The sequence below is a fragment of the Chryseobacterium piperi genome (assembly GCF_002285635.2).
GTDB lineage: Bacteria > Bacteroidota > Bacteroidia > Flavobacteriales > Weeksellaceae > Chryseobacterium > Chryseobacterium piperi.
The window spans coordinates 3,890,821-3,905,402 of sequence record NZ_CP023049.2 but is presented as its reverse complement, the minus strand read 5'-3'; the positions used below and the strand labels follow the sequence as shown (position 1 = coordinate 3,905,402).

Sequence of the window (14,582 nt, the reverse complement as noted above, 5' to 3'; positions counted from 1 at the left end):
TAAAAATTTTTGCAAAGTTACATCGTAAGTTTTTCTCAGAAAAGTTTGATGGATTAAAAGTATATTACATAAGTTACTTTTTTTTCAAAACTAATCATATGATGATAGTTTATAATTAAAATATTACAATAAAATCATCAGAACCAAAAGATCTTTCCGCAAACCTCGATTACATACGATGTTTAAGTCACGAGTATTCAAAAAAGGATAAAAAATGCCCTGCTTTTTAAATAAAAGCAAGGCACATAAATTTACATTGAAATCATGATCAGTAAAAGCAAGGTCCGCCATTACGAGGGCAACATGCTTCTACTCCATTTCTGGTAGTAGCATAAAATCCTGCCGGACAGCTTATAGCTCCGCCAAATACTTTTCTTTGGTCTTCTCTATTTAGCTTTTTAGCTCCTTTTAATGTTACATTACTTTTTTTCATATTTTTATATGGTATTGGTGTATAGTAAATCTATGAATTTATTATCAGAATTGCAAAAAATACAAGCGACACCTTTATAAATCCTCAATATAACACTCATTAAATCAAAACAATACACCATTATATTTTTCATTAAATATTGAATTATTTTTCTTTTTCATTATAATTGGAACCTTTAAAAGATTGGATTTCACAAGACATTTCAAATTGTGACACCCAGTTTCTAAGACCTATCGCATTAAGAAATGCACTCGTACTCTCTGAAAAATCATCTACGTTATTTATAGATATGGTCTTCCCTTCACTCATTTGTCCAATGACATTGAAAAGCTGGGTTCCAATTCCTTTTTCCCTATCATTTTTATGAACGGCTATCTGATATACTTTTCCAGCTACAGGATTGTAAACAGCATATCCAACAAGCTTGTTTTCCTGATAAGCTCCCAGAATAATAGAGTTTTCCCCCAGCTGTTCAAGAACCATTATTGAGCTTTGCCATGATGGTTCAATATCCCAGAAAGAGGTGAATATCTCCCATTGAAAACGGTCTAGCCCTCGTACTAAAATATCAGTATGTTTTTTTGATGGCTCTACATTTCCTTTAAAGCAAAGCAGTTTGCGTGAAATGGTAAAGCCTAAGTTCTTATACGCTCTTATGGCCGGCTGATTTCCCTCAATAACTTCAAGCATCAATGCATCTGCTTTTCTATCCTGAAGTCCCGGAAGAATAAAGTCATACATCTTTCTCACCAATCCTTGTCCCCTAAATTCAGGTATAATTCCAGTGCCTGCATTGTAAATGATACGTTTTCCATCTTCAATTTTTTCTGCATGGAGGATAAACCCGGCTAAATGACCTGATTGAAATGCACCAACAGAAACTTCCATATCTATTTTTTCAGTTTCAATTTTTGATTTGAGCTGTTCTAATGTCAGATGAAAAGGAACTATATAATCTGAAAAAGATTGGTTAAATACGGATAAAAGCTCTGTTATGGGCAGTTCTGCTAAGTTTCTGAATTCCATTTAGATTGTTATTTAGTTATTGGAATGAATTGAGTATTGTAAAATCGTTAAACCGTGAAATTGTGAATTGGTAACCTTTTTCATGTAAGAAGAACTTTTTAAGAATGTTAGATTCACTAAAATTACCATTTCTGTTCAAGATCTTCTTTCCAGTCGAAAGGCAATAATTCTTTTAAGGTCACGAAGACTCCGTTCTTAACTTCTACTATTGCATCTAGATTTTCTTTAGAAAGCTGGCTCATCAGTTCCCGACATCGGCCGCATGGAGGAACAGCATTCCCATCACTTCCTACCGCTACAACCGCTTTAATATGTTGTTCCCCATTTTTGAGCATTTCTGCTACGGCGCTGTGCTCTGCACAAAACCCCATAGAACAGGCAGTATCAATACTGATTCCCGTATAAATAGTACCGGATCTGGTTTCAATGGCAGCAGCAACACCTCCATATTCTACAAAATCATTAAGAATAACAGGTTGGGCTAGTCGGCCCGCAATTTCTTTAAGGTCTTTTCTCATTATCATATTAAAGAGGATTCAATTTCAGCAGTTATTGTCGATCATTGTAAAGATAAAAAGATATATCCGGGTAGAATGAAAATTTCAGAATTGGCAAAAAAAATGCCTCAATAAATATTGAGGCATTCTGATTTATAGTAAGAAAATCTTATGCTTGTACGTTGTTACCACCTAATACGAAAGGCTCAACTTCTTTGATTTCACCAAATTGTTGCTCGTAGTTAGCGATGTTTTGTTGAAGAGCAGATAATACTCTTTTAGCGTGAAGAGGAGCAAGGATAACTCTTGATCTCACTTTTGCTTGTTGAACACCCGGCATTAATTGGATGAAATCTACTACAAACTCAGATGGAGAGTGGTTTACTAATGCTAAGTTAGCATAGATCCCAGCAGCTACCATTTCGTTAAGTTCGATGTTGATGTTTCCGTCTTGTGGATTTTGATTTTGATTGTCCATGTTTTCTTTAAATATTTTTGTTTAAAAAGTTTCAGGCCTCTAATTTAAAATTTAAACTTGAATCCTGAAACTTTTATCTACATTTTAGTTAATATCTTCGAATTCTTTTTTAGAACCTACGATAACGTTCTGATACTCTTTAAGACCGGTACCTGCAGGAATTCTGTGACCTACAATTACGTTCTCTTTAAGACCTCCTAAGTAGTCTACTTTTCCAGCAACTGCGGCTTCGTTAAGAACCTTAGTTGTTTCCTGGAACGATGCTGCAGACATGAATGACTTAGTTTGTAGAGCAGCTCTTGTGATCCCTTGTAATACAGGCGTTGCTGTAGCAGGAAGTGCTTCTCTAACTTCAACAAGGTTTTGATCTTCACGCTTCAATTTAGAGTTTTCATCTCTTAATTCCCTCGCTGTAATCATCTGACCTGGTTTGAATTCTTTAGAATCACCAGAATCAACAACTACTTTAAGACCAAATACTCTGTTGTTTTCTTCTAAGAAATCATATTTGTGCTCTAAAGCTCCTTCTAGGAACTGAGTATCACCTCCATCAACGATAGATACTTTCGTCATCATCTGTCTTACGATAATTTCGAAGTGCTTATCATCAATTTTTACCCCTTGCAGACGGTAAACTTCCTGAATTTCATTTACAAGATATTCCTGAACTGCAGTTGGACCTTTGATTCTTAAGATATCGTCCGGAGTAATAGAACCATCAGAAAGCGGAGAACCAGCTCTTACGAAGTCATTCTCCTGTACCAAGATCTGATTAGAAAGTTTTACCAAGTAAATTTTTCTTTCTCCGGTCTTAGCCTCTACAATAAGTTCACGGTTACCTCTCTTAATCTTTCCGTAAGAAACTACACCATCGATCTCTGTAACAACCGCTGGGTTTGAAGGGTTTCTTGCTTCGAATAATTCAGTAACTCTCGGAAGACCTCCGGTGATATCCCCTGCTTTTGCAGATTTTCTTGGGATTTTGATTAAGACTTTACCCGCCTTAATTTTTTCACCATCATTTACCATTAAGTGGGCTCCTACCGGTAAGTTGTAAGCTCTTTGCTCAACCCCTTTAGAATCTACCACCTTCAAGGTAGGTACGGCTTTCTTATTTCTAGATTCAGAGATTACTTTCTCTTCGAATCCTGTTTGTTCGTCAATTTCCAGCTGGAATGAAATACCTTGGATAATATCTTCGTATTCCACCTTACCAGAAGTTTCTGCAATGATTACCGCGTTATACGGATCCCACTTACAGATCACATCCCCTTTCTTCACTTTATCACCTGGTTTTACAGCTAATACCGAACCGTAAGGTACGTTTGCGATCATTAAAGGTGTTCTTGATTCGTTGTCAGCAACCAATCTAAATTCTGTAGAACGAGATACTACAACTTCAGCAGTGTTTCCGTTTTCATCTTCAGAAGTAATTGTTCTTACTTCATCCATTTCAACGATACCATCTCTTCTAGCTATAATTGAAGGGTTTTCTGATACGTTACCTGCAGTACCCCCTTGGTGGAAGGTTCTTAATGTTAACTGAGTTCCTGGTTCACCAATTGATTGTGCTCCAATTACCCCTACAGCTTCACCCATGTGAATTACTTTACCAGTTGCTAAGTTTCTACCGTAACATTTAGCACAGATTCCTTTCTTAGCTTCACAAGTCAATGGCGAACGAACTTCAACAGCTTCTAAACCTGTTTCCTCAATTCTCTTAGCTAATTGCTCGTTGATGATCTGATCTGCTTCAGCGATTAATTCATCTGTCTCAGGATCATAAATATTATGAAGAGAAACTCTACCTAAAATTCTTTCAGAAATTTTCTCAACGATCTCATCATTTTTCTTCAAGGCAGTAACTTCAGTTCCTCTTAAAGTACCACAATCTACTTCTGTAACGATAACGTCTTGTGCAACGTCTACCAATCTTCTTGTTAAGTAACCTGCATCGGCAGTCTTAAGAGCGGTATCCGCAAGACCCTTACGTGCACCGTGGGTAGAGATAAAGTACTCAAGGATCGAAAGACCTTCTTTAAAGTTTGCAAGGATCGGGTTTTCGATAATCTCCGCACCAGTAGAACCGGCTTTTTGCGGTTTTGCCATCAAACCTCTCATCCCTGATAACTGACGGATCTGTTCTTTAGAACCCCTCGCCCCAGAGTCAAGCATCATATATACAGAGTTGAATCCACCTTGATCGGTTTTCATTCTGCTCATGATCATTTCAGTTAATCCTGCATTGGTGTTTGTCCAAACGTCAATTACCTGATTATAACGTTCTGTATCTGTAATAAGACCCATGTTATAGTTGGCTCTAATTTCATCTACCGTTTCAATTGCTGAGGCAACCATCTGCTTCTTCTCAACAGGAACTACAATATCCCCAAGTGAGAAGGAAAGACCTCCTTTAAATGCATTTGAATATCCTAAATCTTTCATTGCATCCAAGAATTTCACTGTTGTAGGGAAATCTGTATCTGCAAGAATTTTACCGATAACATTTCTTAATGACTTTTTCGTTAAAAGTTCATTGATGTATCCTGATTGCTTAGGTACAATTTGGTTGAATAAGATTCTACCAACAGATGTTTCAATTAATCTTGTTACTAATTCTCCATTTTCTTTAACTGGTAATCTACATCTTACCTTAGCATTTAAAGAAACTTTTCCTTCTGCATAAGCAATTTCTGCTTCTTCTGGAGAGTAGAATGCTAATCCTTCTCCTTTTACTTTCATATCCTCAGTAGAACTCAATTCTTTAGTCATGAAATAAAGACCAAGAACCATGTCCTGAGATGGTACTGTAATTGGAGAACCGTTAGCCGGGTTCAAGATATTCTGAGAACCTAACATTAATAACTGAGCTTCAAGGATCGCTTCAGGGCCTAATGGTAAATGTACCGCCATCTGGTCACCATCGAAATCGGCATTGAAGGCCGTTGTTACTAATGGGTGTAACTGAATTGCTTTACCTTCGATCATCTTAGGTTGGAAAGCCTGAATACCCAATCTGTGAAGAGTAGGTGCCCTGTTCAATAGAACCGGGTGACCTTTCATCACGTTTTCAAGAATATCATATACTACAGGTTCTTTTCTGTCGATGATTCTCTTTGCAGATTTTACTGTTTTTACAATACCTCTTTCAATTAGCTTTCTAATGATAAACGGTTTGTAAAGTTCCGCAGCCATATCTTTAGGAATACCACACTCGTGAAGCTGTAAGTTTGGACCTACAACAATTACCGAACGTGCTGAGTAATCTACCCTTTTACCTAATAAGTTCTGACGGAAACGACCTTGTTTACCTTTCAATGAATCAGAAAGTGATTTCAATGGTCTGTTTGATTCAGATTTTACTGCAGAAGATTTTCTTGTATTATCGAATAATGAATCTACTGATTCCTGAAGCATACGCTTCTCGTTTCTTAAGATTACTTCAGGAGCTTTGATCTCCAATAATCTTTTTAAACGGTTATTTCTAATAATAACTCTTCTATAAAGGTCATTTAAGTCAGAAGTAGCAAAACGTCCTCCATCCAATGGAACTAATGGTCTTAATTCTGGTGGAATTACAGGAAGTACACGCATAATCATCCACTCCGGTCTGTTGATCATTCTTGTATTAGCACCTCTTAATGCTTCTACAACGTTCAATCTTTTCAGAGCTTCAGTTCTTCTTTGCTTAGAACCTTCATTGTGAGCTTTGTGTCTCAAGTCGAAAGATAATGCATCAAGATCGATTCTTTTTAATAATTCCTCAACAGCTTCAGCACCCATTTTAGCGATGAATTTGTTTGGATCAGAATCATCAAGATATTGGTTTTCAACAGGAAGCGTTTCCATGATATCCAGGTATTCTTCTTCTGTTAAGAATTCCATGTTATCAAAATCAGAACCATCCAGTTTCTTAGCAATACCTTGCTGGATTACAACATATCTTTCATAATAGATAATCATATCCAATTTCTTGGAAGGAATACCTAGAAGGTAACCGATTTTGTTTGGTAAAGAACGGAAGTACCAGATGTGAGCGATAGGAACCACAAGGTTAATGTGTCCGATTCTCTCTCTTCTTACTTTCTTCTCTGTAACTTCTACCCCACAACGGTCACAAACGATCCCTTTGTAACGAATTCTCTTGTATTTACCACAAGCACATTCGTAATCCTTAATAGGACCGAAGATTTTTTCACAGAACAAACCATCTCTTTCTGGTTTATGCGTTCTGTAGTTAATAGTTTCCGGTTTTAAAACCTCTCCTCTTGAATCCTGAAGAATGGATTCGGGAGAAGCTAAACCGATGGTTATTTTATTAAATCTACTTGATTTATTTTTATTTGACATAATTTTTATTTTGATTAAAAGATTAAAAGATTGAAAGATTTATAAATTCCTTTCGCTCTTATCATCTCGGAGTTGATTAATTCTTTAATTTTTTAATAATTAAATCTTTAATTTACTCCTCCAATCTTACGTCTAATCCAAGACCTTGTAACTCATGAAGTAGTACATTGAATGATTCCGGAATACCTGGTTCAGGCATAGATTCACCTTTTGCAATAGCTTCGTAAGTTTTTGCTCTACCAATCACGTCATCAGACTTCACTGTCAGGATCTCTCTCAAGATGTTAGATGCTCCGAATGCTTCAAGAGCCCAAACCTCCATCTCTCCAAATCTCTGACCTCCGAACTGAGCTTTACCTCCTAACGGCTGCTGAGTAATCAATGAGTAAGGACCGATAGAACGTGCGTGCATCTTATCATCTACCATGTGTCCTAATTTCAACATATAGATTACCCCTACTGTTGCAGGCTGAGTAAATCTTTCTCCGGTACCACCATCATAAAGGTGAGTGTTACCAAACTTAGGAAGACTTGCTTTTTCAGTATACTCAGTAATCTGCTCAAGAGTTGCTCCATCGAAGATTGGTGTAGCGAACGTCATTCCTAATTTCTGACCAGCCCATCCAAGAACTGTTTCATAAATCTGTCCGATGTTCATACGAGAAGGTACCCCAAGTGGATTCAATACGATATCTACCGGTGTTCCATCTTCTAGGAATGGCATATCTTCTTCACGAACGATTCTTGACACGATACCTTTGTTACCGTGACGTCCTGCCATTTTATCCCCTACATTTAGTTTACGTTTCTTAGCGATATAAACTTTAGCCAACTTCATGATACCTGCTGGAAGCTCATCTCCGATTGAAATTGCAAATTTCTCACGGTTTTTAACTCCTTGGATATCGTTGAATTTGATTTTATAATTATGAATCAATTGTTTGATCAATTCATTCTTATCATTATCAACAGTCCAATCTGCACCACTAACGTTAACGTAATCTTCAACTGAAGTCAATAATTTATGAGTGAATTTCACACCTTTACCGATGATTTCTTCATCAAGGTCGTTTGTAACCCCTTGAGAAGTTTTCCCACTTACAAGTGTATTTAATTTTTCAATTAAAGTATTTCTCAACTCATCAAACTTAGCCTTGTAAGTGTTTTCAATTTCTTCAAGTTTAAGTTTTTCTTCAGTTCTCTTCTTTTTATCTTTAATATTTCTAGAGAACAATTTCTTGTTGATCACAACTCCTCTTAATGAAGAGTCAGCTTTTAATGATGCATCTTTTACATCACCAGCTTTATCACCAAAGATTGCTCTAAGAAGTTTTTCTTCAGGAGTTGGGTCAGATTCACCTTTAGGTGTGATTTTACCAATCATAATATCACCAGGCTTCACTTCAGCACCAATTCTGATCATCCCGTTTTCATCAAGATCTTTAGTAGCTTCTTCAGAAACGTTTGGAATATCTGCTGTCAATTCTTCCATACCTAATTTGGTATCACGAACTTCAAGAGAATACTCATCTACGTGGATAGAAGTAAACCAGTCTTCACGAACAACTTTTTCATTGATTACGATCGCATCCTCAAAGTTATATCCTTTCCAAGGCATGAACGCAACCACTAAGTTTCTACCAAGAGCTAATTCTCCATTTTCAGTAGCATAACCATCACAAAGTACTTGTCCTTTTTGTACTGTTTCACCTACTCTTACGTTTGGTCTTAGTGTAATGGTAGTACTTTGGTTAGTTTTTCTAAACTTAGTAAGGTTATATGTTTTAGTAGCAGATTCGAATGATACTAGATCTTCGTCATCGCTTCTTTCATATTTAATAGTGATCTTATCTGCATCTACATATTCTACAGTACCTGTACCTTCAGCATTGATCAAAATTCTTGAATCTCTTGCAACTTGCTGCTCAAGACCTGTACCAACGATTGGAGCCTGTGGCTTCAATAGAGGAACGGCCTGACGCATCATGTTAGATCCCATCAACGCACGGTTCGCATCATCATGTTCCAAGAAAGGAATTAATGAAGCAGAAATACCAGAAATCTGGTTTGGTGCAACGTCAATAAGGTCAACCTGCTGCGGCTCAACTACAGGGTAGTCACCATCTAGTCTTGCAATAATTCTATCTGTTACGAATTCACCGTTATCGTTCAATTCTACGTTAGCCTGAGCGATTACTTTATCTTCCTCGTCTTCCGCATTCAGATAAATAGGATCAGAAGTAAGATCAATCTTACTGTTTTCTACTTTTCTATATGGAGTTTCGATGAAACCTAAGTTGTTAATTTTCGCATAGATTCCCAAAGAAGAGATCAAACCAATGTTCGGTCCTTCCGGAGTTTCAATCGGACAAATTCTTCCATAGTGAGTATGGTGAACGTCACGAACCTCGAAACCTGCTCTTTCTCTTGATAAACCACCAGGCCCTAGTGCAGATAATCTTCTCTTGTGAGTGATCTCTGACAATGGGTTGGTTTGGTCCATGAACTGAGATAGCTGGTTGGTACCAAAGAATGAATTAATAACTGATGTTAAAGTCTTCGCATTAACAAGATCAAGCGGAGTAAAGATTTCGTTATCTCTAACGTTCATTCTCTCTTTGATCGTTCTTGCAATTCTTGAAAGACCTACACCGAACTGTCCTGCTAATTGCTCACCAACAGTCTTAATTCTTCTGTTTGATAAGTGGTCAATATCATCAACCTCCGCTTTAGAGTTTACCAATTCGATCAAATGTCTTACGATCGCAATGATATCTTCTTTTGTAAGAACTTCAGTTGTTGTAGGGATATTTAGACCTAGCTTTTTGTTCAATCTGTAACGTCCTACTTCTCCTAGTGAGTATCTCTGCTCAGAGAAGAATAATTTTTCAATAATTCCTCTTGCCGTTTCCTCATCTGGCGGATCTGCATTTCTTAACTGACGGTAAATATATTCTACTGCTTCTTTTTCAGAGTTAGTAGGGTCTTTTTGTAATGTATTCTGGATGATAGAGAATTCATTGCTGTTTTCTTTGTGAATCAGGATCGATTTCACTCCAGCATCAAGAATAAGATCTAAGTGTTCTTTTTCAAGAATAGTTTCTCTATCCAGGATGATTTCGTTTCTTTCAATAGAAACAACCTCACCTGTATCTTCGTCTACGAAATCCTCGAACCAAGTGTTCAATACTCTCGCAGCCAATGTTCTTCCTTCAACTTTTTTAAGGGCAGCTTTAGAAACTTTCACTTCTTCCGCAAGGTCGAAGATCTGAAGGATATCTTTATCAGATTCAAATCCGATAGCTCTTAATAAAGTAGTTAATGGTAATTTTTTCTTACGGTCAATATACGCATACATTACGCTGTTGATATCCGTAGTAAATTCCATCCAAGATCCTTTAAAAGGAATAATTCTTGAATAGTAAAGCTTAGTTCCGTTAGCGTGGTAAGTCTGTCCGAAGAATACACCAGGTGAACGGTGTAACTGCGTAACGATAACTCTCTCTGCACCATTGATGATGAAAGATCCACTAGGCGTCATGTAAGGCACCGGACCTAAATATACATCCTGAACTACGGTTTGGAAATCCTCATGTTCAGGGTCTGTACAATACAATTTAAGCCTTGCTTTTAGAGGAACTGAATACGTCAATCCTCTTTCTACACACTCATCTATTGAATAACGTGGAGAATCTACCAGATAATCTAAAAATTCCAATACGAATTGGTTTCTAGAGTCTGTAATTGGGAAATTTTCCTGGAAAGTCTTATGCAGACCTTCTTTTTTCCTGTCTTCAGGAAGGGTATCAAGCTGGAAAAACTCTTTAAAAGACTCTAATTGGATATCCAAGAAGTCTGGAGTGATAATTTTTCCTTTCGCTGATGAGAAGTTAATTCTCTGATTCCCCCTAGTTGTTGCTGTTGTTTTACTCATAAAACTTTTAAGAAGGGTTAAAAAATATTTTGATTTTACAAAAAAATATCAGAAGAAGACAAAAAGAGAAAAGATGAAAGAGAAAAGACCTTTAGATGTTTGGCGCTATCAGAATTGGTCTTTATTCTTTGTTCTTTGTTCTTACTTTCTAATTCTAACTGCAACACTGGTATATCTTTTCACAGCGTAATGCAAAATATTTTTAATACTTTTGAGGCAGAATTACCGCAATATCTATAAACATGAAATCCCCTTCATATTCATGAAAGAGTTGATTTATAATATTTTATAGATTTACATACAATTAGTTAGCGCCAAAAGAGGAGCAAAGATACGAAAAGTTATCCACATTCACAAACAAAACCCCTTCATTTTGAAGAGGTTTTGTTTTATAAAAAAAATAAGGTGTCGTTATTGTTTCCAAAAAGACCAAACTTTACCGTTGTAGACGGCAAGTTGTTTTGAGTTGGTATCATAAACAATCATTCCCGGTGCCGGATTAATGATATTAAGATGTGGGCTTGATACCTTTGGCAGAACCATTGCTTTATTAGTGTCTTCCAACACCAATACACCCGAAGTTGAAGCAAGAGTTCCTACCGTTACCTTAGAAGTTGCAATTTCAGTTGCTGAATTTTGTATAGCCACCCCGTCTACACTTGTTACCGGGTCTACAGTCGTTCCTGAATTATCTACACTAAGATCCTTCCAGCCTGAATTGTATCTTACTTTGATCTTATGGTCAGAAAGATCATATATCATAGTTCCATTCACCACTGGCGTAACAGCTGATGCTGAAGTAGTCCATGGCAAAAGCATTCCCCTGTTTGCAGAACCGAAATCCAAAGAGGCGGAAGCTGATGAAACAGACTGCTTTCCAATAGCAACTTGTGTAAATGCCGAGCAAAAAAACAATAAAAATAGCGTCGTTAATATATTTTTCATTTTTGATTTTTTAAACTAGTTATTGAGAGATTTAATTGGTGGGACATGTTTGCGTATTAAAGCAAGCCCAGCCTGATGCTGTTCCATTTGTATTTACCTGTAAGCAATCTAGAGTTGTATTGTAAACCATCATTCCTTCTACTAAATTAGCAGCAGGAATTGCTGAAATCTGTGTAGAAGTCAATCTGTTAGGAACAAAGCCTTTAGTTTTTGCTTCAAGAGCAGTCCAGGCTCCTTTTCTTACCATAGGCCAGTTTCCACTATTAGCTCCTGCCCTTCCTAAAGCTGTTATTCCATATGGTGTATTTAGAGCAGTACCCGCTGTTACTACTGGCTTGTAACAATAGCAAGCTATAACAGCATTATTTTTAGAATCTCCTATTCCTTGTCCCTGATCCGAACCAATATCTGCAGCCCCTCCTGCATTAACCACTACAGGAACTCCCTGAGCATCAACACAAGCTCCGGTAGAACATAGATTTTGATTAGGTGCTGTAGACCCTGTCCCCACTGTTAAACCCGGAGCTGCAGCAACCAGCATGCTGTATGCAACATTTTCATCTCCTTCCATAGCATCTAAACAACCATCATTATCAGAATCCAAATCCTGATAATTGGGAATACCGTCGCCATCTGTATCTTCTATAAAAGCAGGAATAGCAATATCATCCAGAGTCCAGTCATCCAATACTGTTGTCGCTCTGAAAATAAGATCAGCCGTACCAGGAGAATTGTATGGAATATTAATGGTAAATGTCTGGAAAGTATATCCTGTCGCAACAGCTGTAGTATACGGAGTAAAGTTAGATGTCGCTCCGTTCGCCAATGTTATGGTAATATTATTCGTTGCCGTACTTCGTGTAGTACCATTATTAATTGTAGCATATACAGTACCATTAAGAATAACCTGCAGCGAAGCAGTAGATCCAGCTGCATTACTTCCATCCTGAGCACCAAGTCTCATGGTTAAAGCAATGGTTCCATTGGTTCTATTAAGGTTATTTACCGTTTGTCTTAAATCTCTATTTGAAACATTATCCGTTTCAATTCTAACATTTCCTCCCCCACTGTTGAAAACCCAACCTGTGCCTAATACCCATGGCGCTGAAGTACCGGTAAAAGTACCATTGACAACTGTATTAGAAGGTGGGCTTTCCAGAAGATCCGGAATTCCATCGTTATCATCATCTAAATCAATAGAATTAATGATTCCATCCCCATCAAGATCTTGATTGGGATCATATTGGGCCTTCACCATACTATAGCTGGAAAGCACCAATGTCAAAATAATTGTTTTTAAAAGTAGTGTGTTTTTCATAAAAATCCTTAAACGATTAATCACCGCAAGGATACAAAAAAAGCATCAAACAAAAGCATCTAAAATGTTAATATTTTATTTACTAAGACCCAATACATAAAAATAAAAAGAGGCTGTCTCAAAAGGACAGTCTCTTTTTAGTATTTCATTGAAAAAAGATTTCGATATTTTGAATAAAAAAAATATCTTGGAAAAAAGAAGATATAAGTCAAAAAAGCAGTCTGTTTTAGGCTGCTTTTGACATTTTCTTTAGATTGTGGGCAATTGCGAGTATGCCGATTTCTACCTCGACTTTATTTTTTCCCCGAAGCATGAATCGTTTAAAATTTTTGTTGTGTTTGAGCTCTGCAAAAACAGGTTCAACATCATGGCATCTTTGTTTTCTGAGTTTGATGCCCTTGCTGGTATTAAGAAGTTTGAAAACCTTTTCTCTGATTTTTGCCAATTTAGGATTGTTTTGTGAAGTGGTTATTTGTCCCGATTTCTGATCTTTTCTGAAGTAATTATATTTAACATAAGCTTTTATTTTCTTAGATTTTAACAAGTTGTAATTTTCTTCTGAGCCATAACCAGCATCAGCAACAAGCTCTTTGGGAGCTTTATGATAGCTTTCTTCAAAACCCAGTAAATGAGTCGCTAATGTTTTGGTGTCTGTTGGGTTGGGATGAATTGAATAATGTAAAATGAATTGTCTATGGGTAGAAATTTGTAGATTGTAAGCGGGTTTTAGTTGTCCGTTTCGCATATGATCCTCCTTCATTCGCATAAAAGTAGCGTCTGTATCGGTTTTGGAATAGGAATTTCTATCTTCTAATAATTCTTGCTGTTTTTTATATTTCTCTAAATTATCTGCCCAGTTTTTCTTAGCATAATTCAGTTTCTGACGAACTTTTGAAGCTACTTTTTTATCTTTCAAAACTTCATTGATCTTTTCGATGGTTTGAGTTACTTTTTCAGAATCTACTTCTTTAAAATCAATACTTTCTGTATTTTCAAGCTCGTCTTTGGCAACTGTTTCTGCATAGTTCCAAAGCTCTTCTAATTGCTCTGCAATCCTTTCTTTGTGTTTTTTGACAGCTCTTCCCCAAACAAAAGTATAGCGATTGGCATTGGCTTCTATCTTGGTGCCATCTACAAAAGTGGTTTTCAGACTTACCAAACCTTCCTTTTCCAAAAGAAGAACAATTTGTGTGAAAATAGCTTTAATCTCACCTTTCAATCGTTCACTACGGAACCTGTTTAAGGTGTTATGATCGGGACGGCTCATTGCAGAGAGCCACATAAAATGGATGTTTTCTTTCAAGGCCTGCTCCATTTTGCGGCTTGAATAGATATTGCTTAAATAGCCATAAATCAAAACTTTCAAAAGCATTTTCGGGTGGTAGCAAGATGTTCCGCCAGGTTTGTAGGTTTTAATTAAGCTTTTGATATCCAAGCCATCAATAATGTTTGAAACAATTTTCACAGGATGTCGCTCATCAATCAACTCCGATAAATTGGGAGGAAAAAGCAGATTTTCTTTGGGGGTGTAATCTTTAAAGACTACTTTTGACGTACTTAACACAATGCAAATTAATCAATTTGCAACTATTAGGAAAGCG

Annotated in this window: 9 protein-coding genes; all 9 read right to left on the bottom strand. The window is 36.8% G+C overall.

Annotated elements, in window-relative coordinates; all coding sequences use genetic code 11:
• Positions 1-268: 268 nt before the first annotated feature.
• On the bottom strand, positions 269-433 hold the full coding sequence (locus tag CJF12_RS19975; RefSeq protein WP_157759868.1) for a hypothetical protein: 165 nt from the start codon (positions 431-433) through the stop codon (positions 269-271).
• 144 nt (positions 434-577) lie between these two features.
• Positions 578-1,459, bottom strand: a complete 882-nt coding sequence (locus tag CJF12_RS17105) for a GNAT family N-acetyltransferase (protein WP_051887301.1) — start codon at positions 1,457-1,459, stop codon at positions 578-580.
• Positions 1,460-1,581: 122 nt separating this feature from the next.
• On the bottom strand, positions 1,582-1,977 hold the full coding sequence (locus tag CJF12_RS17100) for a cytidine deaminase family protein (RefSeq protein ID WP_034685222.1): 396 nt from the start codon (positions 1,975-1,977) through the stop codon (positions 1,582-1,584).
• Between the two features lie 148 nt (positions 1,978-2,125).
• A complete protein-coding gene (locus tag CJF12_RS17095) occupies positions 2,126-2,434 on the bottom strand; it encodes a DUF3467 domain-containing protein (RefSeq protein ID WP_034685220.1) in 309 nt (102 codons plus the stop codon).
• A gap of 84 nt (positions 2,435-2,518) precedes the next feature.
• Positions 2,519-6,784: a DNA-directed RNA polymerase subunit beta' gene (gene rpoC / locus CJF12_RS17090; protein WP_034685218.1), complete on the bottom strand. Its 4,266-nt coding sequence runs from the start codon at positions 6,782-6,784 to the stop codon at positions 2,519-2,521.
• Between the two features lie 112 nt (positions 6,785-6,896).
• On the bottom strand, positions 6,897-10,718 hold the full coding sequence (rpoB, locus tag CJF12_RS17085; RefSeq protein WP_034685216.1) for a DNA-directed RNA polymerase subunit beta: 3,822 nt from the start codon (positions 10,716-10,718) through the stop codon (positions 6,897-6,899).
• A gap of 411 nt (positions 10,719-11,129) precedes the next feature.
• On the bottom strand, positions 11,130-11,663 hold the full coding sequence (locus CJF12_RS17080) for a hypothetical protein (RefSeq protein WP_034685214.1): 534 nt from the start codon (positions 11,661-11,663) through the stop codon (positions 11,130-11,132).
• A gap of 31 nt (positions 11,664-11,694) precedes the next feature.
• A complete protein-coding gene (locus tag CJF12_RS17075; RefSeq protein WP_034685213.1) occupies positions 11,695-12,981 on the bottom strand; it encodes a hypothetical protein in 1,287 nt (428 codons plus the stop codon).
• 226 nt (positions 12,982-13,207) lie between these two features.
• Complete coding sequence (locus CJF12_RS17070) at positions 13,208-14,545, bottom strand: IS1182 family transposase (RefSeq protein WP_095591034.1); 1,338 nt, start codon at positions 14,543-14,545, stop codon at positions 13,208-13,210.
• Positions 14,546-14,582: the final 37 nt, after the last annotated feature.

What these genes read in the sequence shown, in the direction of transcription:
- rpoB (WP_034685216.1), bottom strand. Translation starts at nt 10,718, where the DNA reads ATGAGTAAAACAACAGCAACAACTAGGGGGAATCAGAGAATTAACTTC.
- CJF12_RS17095 (WP_034685220.1), bottom strand. Translation starts at nt 2,434, where the DNA reads ATGGACAATCAAAATCAAAATCCACAAGACGGAAACATCAACATCGAA.
- CJF12_RS19975 (WP_157759868.1), bottom strand. Translation starts at nt 433, where the DNA reads ATGAAAAAAAGTAATGTAACATTAAAAGGAGCTAAAAAGCTAAATAGA.
- CJF12_RS17080 (WP_034685214.1), bottom strand. Translation starts at nt 11,663, where the DNA reads ATGAAAAATATATTAACGACGCTATTTTTATTGTTTTTTTGCTCGGCA.
- rpoC (WP_034685218.1), bottom strand. Translation starts at nt 6,784, where the DNA reads ATGTCAAATAAAAATAAATCAAGTAGATTTAATAAAATAACCATCGGT.
- CJF12_RS17100 (WP_034685222.1), bottom strand. Translation starts at nt 1,977, where the DNA reads ATGAGAAAAGACCTTAAAGAAATTGCGGGCCGACTAGCCCAACCTGTT.
- CJF12_RS17105 (WP_051887301.1), bottom strand. Translation starts at nt 1,459, where the DNA reads ATGGAATTCAGAAACTTAGCAGAACTGCCCATAACAGAGCTTTTATCC.
- CJF12_RS17075 (WP_034685213.1), bottom strand. Translation starts at nt 12,981, where the DNA reads ATGAAAAACACACTACTTTTAAAAACAATTATTTTGACATTGGTGCTT.